Origin of the sequence: Catenulispora sp. EB89 (assembly GCF_041261445.1) — a bacterium.
Lineage (GTDB): Bacteria > Actinomycetota > Actinomycetes > Streptomycetales > Catenulisporaceae > Catenulispora.
The window spans coordinates 104,635-119,353 of record NZ_JBGCCU010000011.1; the positions used below are offsets into that span (position 1 = coordinate 104,635).

General features: G+C 71.2%; 14 protein-coding genes. 8 read left to right on the top strand and 6 right to left on the bottom strand.

The features are described from left to right. The first annotated feature begins 22 nt into the window (after positions 1-22). Positions 23-2,353 carry an FUSC family protein gene (locus tag ABH920_RS23890; protein WP_370351327.1) on the top strand — a complete coding sequence of 777 codons (2,331 nt, stop codon included), beginning with the start codon at positions 23-25 and terminating at the stop codon, positions 2,351-2,353. 77 nt (positions 2,354-2,430) lie between these two features. On the opposite strand, the gene ABH920_RS23895 is transcribed toward ABH920_RS23890, so the two are convergent. Further along, positions 2,431-2,892 carry a nuclear transport factor 2 family protein gene (locus ABH920_RS23895; protein ID WP_370351328.1) on the bottom strand — a complete coding sequence of 154 codons (462 nt, stop codon included), beginning with the start codon at positions 2,890-2,892 and terminating at the stop codon, positions 2,431-2,433. A 64-nt stretch (positions 2,893-2,956) separates the two neighbouring features. On the opposite strand from ABH920_RS23895, the gene ABH920_RS23900 reads away from it, so the two are divergent. Next, the gene (locus ABH920_RS23900; protein ID WP_370351329.1) at positions 2,957-3,553 is read left to right on the top strand and encodes an ABATE domain-containing protein; all 597 of its coding nucleotides are present in this window, start codon (positions 2,957-2,959) and stop codon (positions 3,551-3,553) included. Positions 3,554-3,570: 17 nt separating this feature from the next. Here ABH920_RS23900 and ABH920_RS23905 read toward each other — a convergent pair whose 3' ends face one another. Then, entirely contained in the window at positions 3,571-3,951 is a 381-nt protein-coding gene (locus ABH920_RS23905) for a DUF4406 domain-containing protein (RefSeq protein ID WP_370351330.1), read from the bottom strand. A gap of 79 nt (positions 3,952-4,030) precedes the next feature. On the opposite strand from ABH920_RS23905, the gene ABH920_RS23910 reads away from it, so the two are divergent. Next, positions 4,031-4,804: a DeoR/GlpR family DNA-binding transcription regulator gene (locus tag ABH920_RS23910; protein WP_370351331.1), complete on the top strand. Its 774-nt coding sequence runs from the start codon at positions 4,031-4,033 to the stop codon at positions 4,802-4,804. 120 nt (positions 4,805-4,924) lie between these two features. Here the strand turns inward: ABH920_RS23910 and ABH920_RS23915 are convergent, their stop codons facing one another. Continuing rightward, positions 4,925-5,800, bottom strand: coding sequence for an SDR family oxidoreductase (locus tag ABH920_RS23915; RefSeq protein ID WP_370351332.1), 876 nt, complete (start codon positions 5,798-5,800; stop codon positions 4,925-4,927). A 143-nt stretch (positions 5,801-5,943) separates the two neighbouring features. Here ABH920_RS23915 and ABH920_RS23920 point away from each other — a divergent pair, with 143 nt between their 5' ends. Both ABH920_RS23920 and ABH920_RS23925 read left to right on the top strand, forming a co-directional pair. Next, on the top strand, positions 5,944-6,831 hold the full coding sequence (locus ABH920_RS23920) for a helix-turn-helix transcriptional regulator (protein WP_370351333.1): 888 nt from the start codon (positions 5,944-5,946) through the stop codon (positions 6,829-6,831). Positions 6,832-6,907: 76 nt separating this feature from the next. Continuing rightward, a complete protein-coding gene (locus ABH920_RS23925; RefSeq protein ID WP_370351334.1) occupies positions 6,908-8,848 on the top strand; it encodes a hypothetical protein in 1,941 nt (646 codons plus the stop codon). 96 nt (positions 8,849-8,944) lie between these two features. On the opposite strand, the gene ABH920_RS23930 is transcribed toward ABH920_RS23925, so the two are convergent. The 3 genes from ABH920_RS23930 to ABH920_RS23940 all read right to left on the bottom strand — a co-directional run bounded on the left by ABH920_RS23930 (position 8,945) and on the right by ABH920_RS23940 (position 12,521). After that, a complete protein-coding gene (locus ABH920_RS23930) occupies positions 8,945-9,463 on the bottom strand; it encodes a hypothetical protein (protein WP_370351335.1) in 519 nt (172 codons plus the stop codon). Between the two features lie 84 nt (positions 9,464-9,547). Then, positions 9,548-11,572 (bottom strand): glycosyl hydrolase family 28-related protein, encoded by a 2,025-nt coding sequence (locus ABH920_RS23935; RefSeq protein ID WP_370351336.1) that lies wholly within the window; start codon positions 11,570-11,572, stop codon positions 9,548-9,550. 139 nt (positions 11,573-11,711) lie between these two features. Then, a complete protein-coding gene (locus ABH920_RS23940) occupies positions 11,712-12,521 on the bottom strand; it encodes a thioesterase family protein (protein ID WP_370351337.1) in 810 nt (269 codons plus the stop codon). Between the two features lie 121 nt (positions 12,522-12,642). Here ABH920_RS23940 and ABH920_RS23945 point away from each other — a divergent pair, with 121 nt between their 5' ends. Genes ABH920_RS23945 through ABH920_RS23955 form a run of 3 tightly spaced genes read left to right on the top strand, consistent with a single transcriptional unit; the run spans position 12,643 to position 14,695 of the window. After that, on the top strand, positions 12,643-13,089 hold the full coding sequence (locus ABH920_RS23945) for a nitroreductase family deazaflavin-dependent oxidoreductase (protein ID WP_370351338.1): 447 nt from the start codon (positions 12,643-12,645) through the stop codon (positions 13,087-13,089). Positions 13,090-13,148: 59 nt separating this feature from the next. Further along, complete coding sequence (locus ABH920_RS23950; RefSeq protein WP_370351339.1) at positions 13,149-13,508, top strand: PadR family transcriptional regulator; 360 nt, start codon at positions 13,149-13,151, stop codon at positions 13,506-13,508. Continuing rightward, positions 13,505-14,695, top strand: a complete 1,191-nt coding sequence (locus tag ABH920_RS23955; protein ID WP_370351340.1) for a hypothetical protein — start codon at positions 13,505-13,507, stop codon at positions 14,693-14,695. The genes ABH920_RS23950 and ABH920_RS23955 overlap by 4 nt, the downstream gene beginning before the upstream one ends. The last annotated feature ends 24 nt before the right edge of the window (positions 14,696-14,719 follow it).

A 14,719-nucleotide genomic window follows, 5' to 3' on the forward strand; every position in this document is an offset into this window, starting at 1 on the left:
ACGTTCTCAGCCGGAGGTGTGGATGTCGTCAGGGGCCTTGCTGGAGCGGCGTGGATCGGTGGTCGACTTCTCGGCGTTCACCGGGTGGCTGCGCTCGCACGATCCGGCGCTGGCGGCGACGCGGCGTGCGGCGCGCACGGCGGTGGTGATGCCGGCGTTGTTCGCGTTGTGCACGCAGGTGTTCCACTCGCCGACGATGGCGAGTTTCGCGGCGTTCGGGTCGTTCTCGATGCTGCTGCTGGTCGACTACAGCGGGACTCTGATTCAGCGGCTGCGTGCTCAGTTGGCGCTGGCTGTGGCGTGGGCGGTGCTGATCTGCATTGGCACGCTGGTCGCGCGGGTGACCTGGCTGTCGGTGGTGGCGACGGTCGCCGTGGCGTTCGCGGTGTTGTTCTCCGGGGTGGTCAGTTCGGTACTGGCCGGGAGCTCCACGGCGTTGCTGTTGGCGTTCGTGCTGCCGGTGGCCACGCCGGTGCCGCTGGACCAGTTGCAGTACCGGCTGGCCGGTGCGGGGCTGGCCGCGGCGGCGGCGTTGCCGGCGGTGACGTTGTTGTGGCCGCGTCCGGCTGCCGACCCGCTGGCCAAGCCGGCGGCGCGGGTGTGTCGGGCGGCTGCGGCGCTGTTGCGGGCCGATGCGCGCGCCACCGGTGGGCAGCGGGCGTTCAACATCGGGGCCTGTCAGATCGCCTCGGATGAGACCACTGCCGCGAACAACGATCTGCGTCGTATGTTCGACGCGACGCCGTATCGTCCGACCGGGTTGTCGACGTCTTCGCGCACGTTGGTGCGGCTGGTCGACGAGCTGACCTGGCTGGTCACGATTGTCACCGACCGGCCTGACTACAACGAACAGCCGCCGGCGTGCGATCCGGCTGCGCGCACCGCCCGGTTGGCCGCCGCTGATGTCCTGGACCGGGCTGCCGACGTGCTCACCGATCTGCGGGGCGACATCAGTGCTTTGCAGGCCGCCGGGAAGGAGTTGCGGTCGGCGCTGGCGGCGATGGAGGACAGCTCCACGGCGCGGCTGCCGGTCGACCAGCCTGTCGGCGAGGGCCCGGATGAGGCGTTCGTGTTCATCTCCACGCTCGACTTCTCCTTCCGGGCGCTGGAGTTGGGGTTCGCGGTGGAGCAGATCGCCGGGAACGTCGAGCTGTCGGCGAAGGCGTGGCAGCGCAGCTGGCCGGACCGGCTGCTGGGGCGTGAGCCCGGCGCGTTGGCCAAGCCTTTGGCGTCGGCGCGGGAGCGTGCCGGGGCGCATCTGGGCTGGAACTCGGTGTGGCTGCACAACAGTGTCCGCGGCGCCATCGGCTTGGCCCTGGCTGTGCTGCTCGCTGATCTGACCAGTGTTCAGCACTCGTTCTGGGTGCTCCTCGGGACGTTGTCGGTGCTGCGGTCCAACGCGTTGAACACCGGGCAGAACGCGATGCGCGCGGTGTTGGGCACGGTCCTGGGGTCGATCATCGGTGCCGGGTTGTTGCAGGTGATCGGGCATCACGGGAACGTGCTGTGGCTGCTGCTTCCGGTGGCGATCCTCATCGCCGGGATCGCGCCGGCGGCGATCTCCTTCACCGCCGGGCAGGCCGCGTTCACTGTGACGCTGGTGATCCTTTTCAACATCGGGCAGAACCCGGACTGGCACATCGTGCTGCTGCGGATCCAGGACATCGCGCTGGGCTGCGCGGTCAGTGTCGTGGTCGCGTTGTTCTTCTGGCCGCGCGGTGCCGCCGCCGCGGTCGACAAAGCCCTGGCCAAGGCGTACACCGACAGCGCGCGGTACTTGTCGGGGGCCGTGACCTACGCCCTCGGGCACTGCACCAACAATCCCGACGCGCAGGCGATGGCGGCGCCGGAGGCTGCGGAGGCGGCCGGCCGCGAGGCCGCCGCGTCCGCGCGGCGCCTGGACGACGCCTACCGCACCTACCTGGCCGAACGCGGCGCCAAGCCGCTGTCGCTGGCCGACACCACCACCCTGGTGACCGGTGTCGTCGGGCTGCGGCTGGCCGCCGACTCGGTGGTCGCGCTGTGGCAGAACAGCGGCCGCACGAAGCTCACCGCCGACCAGAGCGCCGCCCACGACGCCATCCTGGAGGCCGCGGAAAACGTCACCGAGTGGTACCGGGACCTGGCCGAGAGCCTCGGCGACCACGCCGGCACGCCGATCCCGGCGCCGGTGCCGCTGCGGCCCGAAGCCGCCGCGCGCCTGGTCGACGCGGTCCGCACCGACCTCGTCGACCAGGACGGACAGGCCACCGCGACCGCGGTGCGGGTCATCTGGACCGGCGACCACGTGGACGTCGCGCGCCGGTTGCAGCCGGGGCTGGCGGCCGCGGCGAAGGTAGCTGTTCTGCGGTAGGCGTCTGCGGTAGCCGGTACCTGTAGTCGGTGTTCGGCCGGGGGTGGGCAGCATGTTGCTGTTGCCCGCCCGCCGCCTCACCACACGGGGAGTTCGGTTCCGTGTTCTGATGCCGGGCGCGGGCCGAACACCCTTCGCTCCGAGGCGGTGATGGGGCGGTCGTTGATCGAGGCCTCGCGGCGGCTCATCAGGCCCGCCGGGTCGAACTCCCACAGTTCGTTGCCGTAGCTGCGCCACCACTGGCCCTGCGCGTCGTGCCACTCGTACTGGAAGCGCACGGCCATGCGGTTGCCGCGGAAACCCCACAGGGCTTTGCGCAGTGCGTAGTCCAGTTCGCGTTCCCACTTGGCGGTCAGGAACTCCACGATCGCCTCACGGCCGGTCAGGTGCACGTCGCGGTTGCGCCATACCGAGTCCGGTGTGTAGGCCAGGGCGACCTTGTGCGGGTCGCGGGTGTTCCACGCGTCTTCGGCGGCCTGCACTTTCTGCAGTGCCGAATCCATGTCGAACGGCGGGAACGGGGGTCGGGATTCGGTCATGGCGCCAGGTCTATCACCGGATTCTCACGGATGCAAGGCACATCATCCGTGATAACCTCGGTGCATGCAGGAGGATGCGAGGGCACGGGAGTGGATGCTGGCCGACGAGGCTGTGCCGATCCGCCTGATGGCGACCGTCTGGGCCGACGTCGCGGGCGTCCACGACGATCTGCGTACCGCCGACGACCTGGACGCCTGGCTCGACGCGGCGGCCGTGGACCGCTCGGGGCAGGGCAGTACCGCGGCCGAGCTCCAGCTCGCGCGGCGTCTGCGGGACGCCGTCCGCCGCCTCGCGGCGCAGGTCACCGGCGATGACCGGGAGGCCGCACGTTCGGCGACCGGCGACGTGCGGGCCGCCGTGCGGGACCTCAACGAGGTCGTCGCGCAGCTGCCGGGCCCGCGCATCACGCTCGCTGACGGCGTCCTGAAGTCCACGACCAGCGCACCGGGCAGCGCGGTCACCGGCGCCTTGGCGCGCGTCGCCGCCGAATCGATCGCGCTGCTCGCCGGCCCCGATGCCGAGCAGCTGCGGGCCTGCTACGCGCCGGGATGCGTGCTGTACTTCGTCAAGACGCATCCGCGGCGCGAATGGTGCTCGGTGACCTGCGGCAACAGGGTGCGCGCCGCGCGGCGCTACGAGAAGGTCCGCTCAGCGCGCTGACGCCCCTCGAGGGGCGCCTAGGGCTGCGGGGCGTCGGCGTGCGGGATCTCCTCCAGCGAGGTGTACACCGGGATGCCGCGTTCGCGGGCGATCGCCACGTCCTGATCGGCGCCCCGGGATTCCCCGGGCAGCCGCAGCACCGCGTCGCAGTGTGCGAGCAGCCGCTGCGCCGTCGGGTACATGACCTGCTCGGCGAGCGGGTCGTTCGGGCCGGACGCGCCGGCGCTTTCCAGGACCGGCAGGGCGACCCATTCGCCGATCATCGGGACGTGCCCGGCCTGGAAGATCGGCCAGGCCGCGGTCTCCAGGCGCTTCAGGTTGCGCGCCATCAGCTCCGGGTCGCCGTCGGTGCCGGAGGCGTAGGGGCCCGCTATCAGGATCAGCAGTGGTTTCGTCATGCCGTGTAGGATACGGTAAGAACGTGCAGCATCATGAAAGAGTCGGAACGGACTCGGGACAGACTCGGAAGGAATCGGCATGCTGGCCGCCTCGCGCAAGGACCTGCTGCTGGAACGCCTGCGCCGTGACGGACGCGTCGTGGCCAAGGACATCGCCGCCGAACTCGGCATCTCCCCGGACAGCGTGCGCCGCGACCTGCGGGAACTCGACGCCGCCGGGCTGGCCGTGCGGGTCTACGGCGGCGCGCTGCCCGCCTCGCCGGCCGTCGTCGCCTACGCCGCCCGCGACGCCGTCGCCCCCGACAGCAAACGCCGCGTCGCGGCCCGCGCCGCCGCGCTCATCCAGCCCGGCTCGACCGTGATCCTGGACGGCGGCACCACCACCCGCGCCGTCGTCGACGCGCTGCCGAAGACCCTGGACTGCACGGTCATCACGCACAGCCCCACCATCGCCGCGGCGCTGCTGGACCACCAGGCCGAGGTGTTCCTGCTGGGCGGGCGGCTGTTCAAGCACTCGGCGGTCACCTGCGGCGCCGCCGCGGCCGAGGCCGCCGCGCGGATCAGCGCCGAGGTGTTCCTGCTCGGCGTCACCGGCGTGCACCCCACCGCCGGGCTCACCACCGCCGACGCCGACGAGGCCGCGATGAAGCGGGCTTTGGCCGCGCGCGCCGCCGACACCTACGTGCTGGCCAGCGCGGAGAAGATCGGGGCGGCGTCGCGGTACACGGTGCTGCCGTGGGAGGCGGTCACCGCGGTCGTCACCGATGTCAGTTCCGACGACCCGACCATCGCGCAGCTCGGGCACAACGGGGTTGAGGTGCTTTACGCGGGAGGGGCGGACGGCGATGGCTGACAGCGTGCGACTGATGGCGGCCGTCGGCGGTAGCGGCGAGCGCCGGCGGTCGATGTGCACCGTCGGCGCTCGCTGATTGCTCTCGCTGGCTTTCCCTGACTGCCATCGGCTTTCACCGGGTCAGCTGGGCTGCCCGGTCGGCATGATCGTGACCTGCTGCAGGTTGACCCGCGGCGGCAGCGCGGCCAGGAAGCCGACGGTCTGGGCGATGTCGCCGGGCGTCAGGAACTCCATGGTCTGCGCGGCGCCTTCCAGCCACGCCTGCGCGCCGGCGTCGGTGACGTGGGTCTGCAGCTCGGTGCCGACGATGCCCGGCTCGATCGCCGCCACCCGCACGTTCTTCGCGCCGAGCTCGGCGCGCAGCTGCCGGGACATGTGGGTCACGTAGGCCTTGGTGCCGCAGTACACGGCGAAGCCGGGGAAGATGTTCTGCGCGGCGATCGAGGAGGTGTTGACCAGGTCGGCGACGCCGCGTTCGGCCGCGGCCGCGACCAGCTGCGGGACGAACGCGCCGATGACGTTCATCAGGCCGGTGATGTTCAGGTCGATCTGGTGCTGCCACTGCCCGGTCGCCACCTCCTCGATCGGGGCCGGCAGCATCACCCCGGCGTTGTTGAACAGCAGGTCGGCGCCGCCGAACTCGGCCGCGACCCGGTCGGCGGCGGCCTGCACCGCGGCCCGGTCGGTGACGTCGGCGGTGATGGCCAGGGCCTGGCCGCCGTCCTTCTCGACGCGCTCGACCAGCTCGGCCAGCCGCTCGGCGCGGCGGGCCAGGACGACGACGCGGGCGCCGAGTGCGGCCAGCTCCAGCGCACTGGCCTCGCCGATGCCGCTGGAGGCGCCGGTGATGACGGCGACGCGGCCGGCCAGCGGACGGGCCGGGGTGGCGGTGGCGTCGGTGGCGCTGGTGGTTCCGATGGTGGTGGCGGCGGTAGCGGCGGCGGTGGTGTTCGTGGACATGATGCGTACCTTCCACAGCAGATCAGGTGAGGACATGCGGCCGATCCGTTCCGGCCGCACATCCAGAACACCAGCCGCCAAGGCCCTGTGGACCGCCATAACTGACCCTGACCAGGCAGGTACTGGCAGGGCTACTTTGCGCCTCCGCCACGGACCCGACATGGACCACACTGGAAGACATGGACCGCGCCACCGAGATCGCCGACTTCCTGCGCTCCCGGCGCGCCGGAATCACCCCCGACCAGGCCGGGCTGCCCTTCGACGGCCGGGTGCGGCGCGTGCCGGGGCTGCGCCGCGACGAGGTCGCGCGGCTGGCCGGCGTCAGCAGCGAGTACTACACGCGCCTGGAGCAGGGCCGCGCCGGCAACCCCTCCCCGGAGGTCGTCGCCGCCGTCGCCGACGCGCTGCGCCTGGACGACACCGAACGCGAGCACCTGACCGACCTGCTCACCCCCGGGGCCGCAACGGCGTCGTCGGCGGCACAGCGACGCGCGCCGAACCGCAACCGCGTGCAGAAGGTACGACCCGGGCTGTACCTGATGCTGGAGGCCCTGGAACAGGTCCCGGCGTTCGTCATGGGCCGCCGCACCGACATCCTCGCCGCGAACCGCCTGGCCCGCGTCGTGATCACCGACTTCGACGCGATCCCGGCCCCGCGCCGCAACCTGGCCCGTTTCATGCTGCTGGACCCCCAGGCCCGCGAACGCGTCGGCGAATGGGACCGCATCGCCGCCGAAACCGTGGCGATGCTGCGCTTCGAAGCCGGCCGCTACCCGCACGACCGCCAACTCGCCGACCTGATCGGCGAGCTGACCGTGCACTGCCTGGAGTTCACCCGCTGGTGGGGCGACCACCGCGTACTGCGCCGCACCCACGGCGCGAAGAGCTACCGCCACCCGGTGGTCGGCGAGCTGCAGTTCTCGTACGAGTCGTTCCAGGTGCCCGGCGACGCCGAGCAGATGCTGTGCGTGTACACGGTCGAGCCGGGTTCGGACAGCGCGCACGCGTTGCAGATGCTGGCGAGTTGGAGTGCGCCGGAGGCGGTCGGGGGTCCGGGGGTGCGGTGAGGCAGGGTCCTGTCTGGTTCCTCGGTATGCTCCGGTCCGCGGATCACACGATCAGCGGTCGTGAACGGAGGGGGCAGTGGCGGCCAACGCAGGCGGTGCCGGGGGCGGGTCTGATCCAGAACTCACCGACCGGCAGCCCTCCGACCCGGGACTTGCTGAGGACGAACTCCAGCGGTGCCGCGTCGCCATCGCCGCCGCAGATCTGCCGCATGCCGCCACTCACCTGGGCCGGGCCCTGGCCTATGACCCGTCCCAGGCAGCGGCCTACACCTGTCTTGACCAGATCGCCGAGGCCGCCGGATCCTCAGCGGCGGCACGTGAGCTGTTCAAAGGCGACGGCAGCCCCGTCGGACCCGGGAACGCCGCCGCGATCGTCGCGCTGCTCGCCGGCGAAGGCCAGTCGGCCAAGGCCGTGGAACTGCTCGGCGCAGTCGCTGCTGCCGCCCCCGACCTGCCCTGGGCCGACGCCCCATGGTTCAGCCCGCAACTGGCGCTGACCCTGCCGGAGATCAGTATCGGCCGTGCTGTCAGCGCCGTGTGGCAGGCGATCGGCAACCCCGCGCCGCCGCGGACCGCACAGGCGATGGAGCCGTGGCTGGCCTTCACCCGCACCGCCGCGGCGCGTCCCGGCGTGCGCGCCGACCTGCTGTGTGAAGGATCCGCCCTGGCCAGGCGGGTCGGCGCGCACGACGAGGCGATCGCCTGGTGCCGGCTGGCCGCGCAGCGGGACACCCAGACCGAAGGCGTGCCGTCGCAACACACGCTGATCATGCTCGGGTACGCCTACCGCGACGCCGGACAACCCGGCCCGGCGATCGAGACCTGGACGAAGGCCAGCGCCCGCAAACCCGCCAACGCCGACCTCATGCTCGACCTCGCCGACCTCACCTTCGACCAAGGCGACTTCGCGGCCTCGCGGCGCTGGGCCGAACGTTCCGCAGCGGTGAACAGCACCTCGCCGAAGATCCGCGCTGCACTGCTCGCCGCCACCTTCCGTGCCGAAACAGCAGCCGGCACCATCGGCGCGGAAATCGCACCCCTGATAGAGCTCGCCGACCTGTCCGCCGCACACCCCACCAGCGACTACATCCGCGCCCGCGTCACGCAGGCCTGTCGCGGCGCCGCGTGGCTGACGATCGTCCCGCCGCCGACCGAGGCGGTCTGCTCCGCCTACGGCCACTTCGCGCACATCGAGGACTCCGGCGAAGGCACCGTCACCCGGTCCTTCTCGACCACCCTGGAAGCACCCACCCCGACAAACCTCTACCGCATGCGCTTCCCCCAGGCCGTCATCGAGGACGCGCCAGTGATCGAGCCGGACCCGCGCATCCCGGTGACAACGCAGTACGGCCCGCCGCTGTGGACCTACGACGGGACCGTCGCCACCGCCACAGTGCCGCCGCCCTCGGCGCGCGCCGTCGAACTGCTCCACGACCTCGCCGCCGGCATCTGGGCCGACCCGCTCGTCGCCTACGACCACGCCGCCGGCTTCGCCGCCCTGGAGGTCGCCGACCTGCTCGCGCTGCTGGCGCACCTGCCGCCGCCGCGCGAGACCGGCTGGATCGCGATGAGCGGTGAGCACCCGCTGTACTGGGAGCGGCTCGCGCAGGTGTGGGTGTGTATCGGCATTCTGCACCAGCGCAGCCAGGAGCCGTGGGCGACGTCCACGCGCCGCACGCAGCTGCTGCGGCTGCTGTTCGGCCCCGAGGACTGGACGGTCGACGCCGCCGCGTTCGCGCTGTGCGTCAGCGCTTGGCGCTTCCCCGCGCAGCGCACAGAGATCGCCGAGGCCATCGGTCAGCGATATTTGGCGGCGGCCAAAGCTCTCGGCAAGCGGCCGACGCAGCTGCATGCCCCGCTCGCGCAGGTGCTGCTGATCTGTCCCGGCGTCGACGCCGGCCTGGCCGCGCGGGCCCGCAAGGCACTGGCCGCACAGCAGCAAGCCATGCGTGCCACCGACGTCGAGGGCATGAAGGACTCGTTGCTGCGCCGGTTCACGCGCCGAAAGGAGCGGTGAGGTGCGCGCCGCACCTCGGCCGTGACCGCGTAGCCGGGCGAGATCTGTTCTGCTGCCCTACGGCGGATGCGCGGCGGCAAGTGGGCCGGGGCGGATTCACGCCGGCGGCTCGGCATCCGCCTCGAGTGCGTGCCGCATCGCGGCCTGGCGCGCGACCAGCTCATGAGCCTGGGTGATGACGTCGGCGTCGACGTCTGCCACGGTGCGGTGGCCGTACTCGAGGATGTCGTACTCGTCGTCGAGTTCGGCGAGCCGCTCGGTGAGGGTCAGCCGGTGCCCGAACGTCCGGTGCACGGTGGCGGCCAGCTCCCGGGGTGTGATCCGGCCGGCGATCAGTTGGGCGGCGAGCGCCGATGCGGTGAATTCGCGGCTTGTGTCGCTGTCGGCGGGTAGCGGTGCGAGGGCTAGTTCCGTCAGGACGGTGGGGAGCAGTGCGGGTACCTCGGTGACGGCTTCGCGGGCGGTCAGTGCCGCCAGCATGGCCAGCGATGGGCTGTCCAGACCTGCGACCAGGGCGTCGCAGGCGGCTTTGACGACGTGCTCGGCGCTGACTATTCGGCAGTTGTAGAACGCGGCGGCGTTGTGGAAGTCGGCGGCGGCGTCGGTCGGTGTCACAGTCCCATGATCGCTGATGGTTGCCGGCTGGGGCGTTGCCGCCGTCCACGTGCGGACGGCGGCAACGCCCTACTCCGCGCTACCTCAGCTGGCCGGCCACGGCGAAGGCGCCGGCGGCGGAACCACTGCCGGGCGGTCGTCGCAGGTGATGGTGTTCGGCAGCTCCCACGGGGCCAGCCACGGGCCCGTGGTGCCGCCGCCGGTGTTGCCGCCGAGGTCGGTCAGGGCGAATTCCGAGCCGGCCGGGGTGAAGTGGAACGAGCCGCAGTTGTTCACGCCGACCGCGCCGACGTTGCGTGCCACGACGTTCTGGAACGTCGCGCCGCCGGCGGCGCGGGCCGAGACCACCGAGGTGCCGGTGCCGTCGACCTTGATGTTCGCGAAGTGCACGTTCGTGATCGAGTACAGGTCCTTCACCGAGAAGTCCGACACGAGCATGATCGCGTTGTAGGTGTTGTCCAGGAAGTTGTCGCCGGTGACCTGGATGTTCGCGTCGATGCTGTGTTCCAGGGCGTAGATCCAGATCGCGCCCAGGCCGATCTTCCAGTTCAGTTCGAACGTGCCGGCGCGGACCGTGGTGTTGTCCGCGACGGTGATGGTGCCGGCGAACGGCACCGCGCCGAAGCGGCTGCCGATCTGGAGTGCCGAGCCTTCCCGGATCGGGTCGGCGACCAGGTTGTCCGACACCGTCAGGTCGCTGCCGCCGTACAGGGCGATGCCGTTGGCCAGCACCGGCGTCTGCACCGTGTTGTGGTCGAAGACGTCGCCGGAGTCGGCGGTCTTCTCCGACCACGCCGCCAGGCCGTCGTCGCCGGTGTTGCGGATGAAGTTGTTCTTCACCACCGAGTTGGTCACGCCGGTGTGGAAGTTGATGCCGTCGGCGATCTGGTCGGCGATCTGGTTGTTCTCGATGGTGAGGTTGTTCATCGGGCCGTCCAGCCACATCCCGACCTTGGTGTGGTGGATGTACAGGCCCTCGATGCTGGAGTCGCTCAGCGCGCCGCCGATGCCGTTGACCTGGTCGGTGTCGATGCGTTCGCGCACGTCGCCCTCGATGGCGAAGTCGGACAGGTGCACGTTGTGCGACCCGCCGACCGAGGCGTCCTTGCCGTAGAAGCCGACGCCGGTGTGGACCGAGCCGTCCGGGGCCGGTGCGGACAGCGTCACCTGGTGGCCCTTGACGATGGTGTACCAGCTGCCGGCGCCCTCGATGGTGACGTCGTCGACGATGATGTGCCGGTTCACCTGGTACGTGCCCGGCGGCAGGTACACCGGAAGGTGCACCAGCTTGGCGAAGGCGATGGCCCGGTCGATGGCGTCAGCCGAGTCCCGCCGCCCCGTCGGGTCGGCGCCGAACAGCAGCACGTTCGCCGCCGCCAGGTCGATCTTCGGCGGCGCCACCAGCTGCGAGTCCATCAGGTCGATGGTCGTGGCCGACGCCGAGGTGCCGGCCGGGGCGGTCAGCCGGATGACGTCACCGGCCCGGTAGGTGCGGCCCAGCAGCAGCCGCTGCTCGTCGTAGAAGTGGTTGGGACGGAACGGCGTCGGGAACACCGGCGCCGGCGTGGTCTGATCCGGCACGCAGTTGCACTCGGTGGTCCACCAGTCCGGGTGCAGCGGCCCGGCCGACGGGTCGTTGCTGAACGGGTACTCGTTGTACAGCCACGCGTACTGTGACGTCAGCGTCATGGTCCGGTGATCGTGGCCGTCGACCGACACGTCCAGCGGCGCGGTGATGCCGCCGCCGGCCGGGGCGTCCGGGATGCTGTACCGGACGGTGATCGCGTTCGCCGCCGCCGGCAGCGTGAACTGCACGTACTGCCCCGGCTGCAACGTCACCGCCGAACGGCCTGACGCCTCGGCCGCCAGCGAGTACGCATCGGTGCTCGGACCGATGACCGTGCCGTTGGTGACGGCGTTCTCCGCCTCCTGCTCGACGAACCCCAGGTCGGCGCCGCGCCCGGCGACCAGCGACGGATCCAGCGCGGCCCGCGTGACCTTCGACGGCGCGGCGGCCGTGGACGCGCCGGCCGGGCCGGCGGCGATGAGAGTGCTCAGGCCCAGAACCGCGGCGAAGGCCGCGGCCAGGGGTTTGGTGGGTGTGGGCATGACAGGACCGTAGATGGCGCGAAACCCGGAAGCAATACTTCTGTGCCTTGATTTCAGAAGATCATCGATGATCTTCTGGTTCTGCTTGGTTTCTTGCGCGATGTTGATGGAATCTTGCGCGCGCCGCGTCCGGCCGGCTCTAGGCGCGGTTGGGCGTCTGAACGGGGGTACGTGGCTGAACGAGCAGCGGCTGCGTGCCGGTGCCGACGCTGCCGGACTCGTCGTGCAGTTCGGTCACCGTCGCGCCGATGCCGTCGCCGGCCAGCGAGGTGCGGGCGTCCAGCAGGACCCAGTCGCCGGCCGGGTGGCGGTGCAGGCTCAGCTGCAGGGCCGTCGGCACGAACAGGAAATCGTCCAGTGGCAGCTCGTTCGAGATGCCGTTGCCGGAGTCGGCCACCACTGCCAGGCGCTGCAACGGCGTGGCCGTCTCGCCCTCGATCACCGGCACGCGTACCCGCGTCCAGATCGCTGCCGGGCCGAGCTCGCCGCTGTGGCCGCGCACCGGACGCCACTCGATCGCGTGCTGGTAGTGCCAGGAGCCTGGGAAGTCGGGGAACGGTGCGTCCGCAGTCGCCTCGGGAATCGCCGGGAGCGGCGCGGTCCGGTGCTCCACGCGCTTGTCGGCGCCCTCGCTGGCGGCGATCGTCCAGCACCTGGCCTCGGCCACCACCCGGCCCTCGATGGTCAGCGTCGCGGCATCCAGACGCACCCGCCGGCCCGGACGCAGAGTCCGTACCTCCACCACGCCGGGCTTGCGCGGGATCACGCCGAGGAAGTCGACGTGTGCCTCGGCGATGCGGCCGTGCCCGGCCGTGACCTTCTCGATCTCGCCGATCAGCAGCGCCGACGGCGGGCCGCCGTGCTGCAAGGAGGTGTCCCAGGGGCTTTCCGTGGCCGGCGACGGCTCGAACACGGCGCTTTCGGCCCGGCGGTAGAAAGGCTCGCTCATCACCTCAGCGACGATACAAGCCGCGCGCCGCGCCGCGGCGGATGAGGTAAGACGTAACACAGCACGCACCACGACAGGGCACGACAAGAACCGCCGCACCGAGCACGAGAGGACGCCCGCCATGGCCGTCGCCGAAGACCTGGACCGCGCCACCGACTCCACCTGGGACTGGGTCGCCGACCACACCCGCCGGTACCTGGCCTCCGGCGGCACCGACGGCCACGAAGAGCACGGCGTGCACAACCTCGTGCTCGCCACCACCGGCCGCAAAAGCGGCGAGCCGCGCCGCACCTGCCTGATCTACGGCACCTCCGGCGAGGACTTCGTCGTCGTGGCGTCCAAAGGCGGCTCGGTCGAGAACCCCGCCTGGTACACCAACCTGCTCGCCGAACCCAGCGTCGGCGTGCAGGTCGGCGCGCGCCGGTTCACCGCCCGCGCGCGGGTGGCGACCGACGCCGAACGCGCGCCGCTGTGGGAGATGATGGCGCGGATCTTCCCGCTGTATGAGGAGTACGCGCGCAAGACCGAGCGTCAGATCCCGGTCGTGGTGCTGACGCCACTGGATTGACGGTGCGCGCCCGGCGCAGCCGGTTGACCCGATAGCTCGCCAGCCGATATATATCGAGTGTGAACTCATCGGGTAGTCGGACGGAACAAACGTTCCAGATCCTCACCGCGCTCGTCGACGGACCCCTGCACGGCTACGGCATCATCCAGGAGGTCGAGCAGCTCTCCGGCGGCCGCACGCAGCTGAAGGTCGGCACGCTCTACGGGGCCCTGGACCGGCTCACCGGCGAAGGACTGCTGGTGCTCGACCGCGAGGAGACGGTCAACGGGCGCCTGCGCCGTTACTACCGGCTCACCGACGCCGCCGCGCAGGTCCTCGCCGAAGAGGCGGAACGGATGGCCGCGCAGGCATCGGTAGCCCTGGCCAGGCTGCGCGCACGGGGTGTGGGGCGCGGCGCGACTTCGGAGGGGATGGCATGAGCGGGGCAGGGGCGGGCAACGACGGCGGCGCGGCAGGAACCGACTCGGGGCCGGAGTTCGGACCCGAGTCAGGGTTCGATCCGGGGTCCGGGAACGTCACGGGCAGCGGCGCCGGGCCGACGAGCGCGACGATGAGCTCGGCGGTTGAGCCGGAGGATCAGTCGGGCGGGCCGGTGGGCCCGCGAGACGCGGCGGCGGTGCTCCAGCGGCGCTATCGGCGGGTGCTGATGCTCCTGCCGCGCACCTACCGGGCCCAGCGCGGCGAGGAAATACTCAGCGTCCTGCTGGACAGCGCACCCGAGCAGCAGCGGTGGCCCAAACCCAGCGAAGTCCTCAGCCTGGCCACCCACAGCATCCGGATACGCGGCGGCGTCACCGCCCCAGCGCTGTCGGCCCAAGCCGCGCGGCCCCTGATGCGGGCGGTGGCACTGCTCGGGACGCTGTACCTCAGCTTCCTGGTCGCGATCGTCCAGGTCCTGGGGCTGCGATGGAACTGGGGCATCTACGCCAGCGACATCAACCACTCCGACCTCGACGGACACCACCACTCCTTCGCCCAGATCGCGCTCCTGCAAACAGCCGGGCTGCTGTGGCTCGGGGCGTTCGCGGCGCTGCTGCTCGGCCGACGACGCCTCGTCCAGGTCCTCGGATGGATGCTGGTCGTCCTGGCCGCATCGCAGATCACCGGCGGATACACGGCACTGGCCGCGGTGCCGGCGCTGATCGTGGCCGCCGCGCTCATCGCCACCGGCGGCAAGACGATCGCGCCGGCGCAGCACGGTCGGCGGTGGCTCGTCGCGCTCGGGGCCGTGGCGGCCATCACCGGCGCGCTGGCCTGGCACGGGCAAGGGGCCAACGAACACCCGGCGCAGATCGGTCCGGTGGCCGCCGTCGCCGCGACCGTGGCCGCCATCGCCGTGCTCGGCGGATGGCGACGCGCCGAATGGGCCGTGGCCGCAGCCGTCGTCGGCGGCATCGCCGGCATCCAGCGCACCCTGGACGCCAACCACTACCCCGACTGGGCAAACCCCGGCTTTGACCCCTACCTGCGCCTCATCCTCATCGGCGAGGCGATCCTGGTCGCCGTCGCGCTGTACGCGATCGCGCGGCGACGCCGACCGCACCCGGCCGCCGTCGCTGCCGTCGACGACGGCGTTACCGACGGCAGCGCCGGCGAAAGCCTTTAACGTTCCGGCCTTATCAAGGTCATG

Excerpts from the sequence above, each read along its gene's own strand:
- ABH920_RS23920 (WP_370351333.1), top strand. The coding sequence starts at position 5,944 with ATGGACCGCGCCACCGAGATCGCCGACTTCCTGCGCTCCCGGCGCGCC.
- ABH920_RS23915 (WP_370351332.1), bottom strand. The coding sequence starts at position 5,800 with ATGTCCTCACCTGATCTGCTGTGGAAGGTACGCATCATGTCCACGAAC.
- ABH920_RS23900 (WP_370351329.1), top strand. The coding sequence starts at position 2,957 with ATGCAGGAGGATGCGAGGGCACGGGAGTGGATGCTGGCCGACGAGGCT.
- ABH920_RS23955 (WP_370351340.1), top strand. The coding sequence starts at position 13,505 with ATGAGCGGGGCAGGGGCGGGCAACGACGGCGGCGCGGCAGGAACCGAC.
- ABH920_RS23905 (WP_370351330.1), bottom strand. The coding sequence starts at position 3,951 with ATGACGAAACCACTGCTGATCCTGATAGCGGGCCCCTACGCCTCCGGC.
- ABH920_RS23945 (WP_370351338.1), top strand. The coding sequence starts at position 12,643 with ATGGCCGTCGCCGAAGACCTGGACCGCGCCACCGACTCCACCTGGGAC.
- ABH920_RS23940 (WP_370351337.1), bottom strand. The coding sequence starts at position 12,521 with ATGAGCGAGCCTTTCTACCGCCGGGCCGAAAGCGCCGTGTTCGAGCCG.
- ABH920_RS23895 (WP_370351328.1), bottom strand. The coding sequence starts at position 2,892 with ATGACCGAATCCCGACCCCCGTTCCCGCCGTTCGACATGGATTCGGCA.
- ABH920_RS23910 (WP_370351331.1), top strand. The coding sequence starts at position 4,031 with ATGCTGGCCGCCTCGCGCAAGGACCTGCTGCTGGAACGCCTGCGCCGT.
- ABH920_RS23890 (WP_370351327.1), top strand. The coding sequence starts at position 23 with ATGTCGTCAGGGGCCTTGCTGGAGCGGCGTGGATCGGTGGTCGACTTC.
- ABH920_RS23935 (WP_370351336.1), bottom strand. The coding sequence starts at position 11,572 with ATGCCCACACCCACCAAACCCCTGGCCGCGGCCTTCGCCGCGGTTCTG.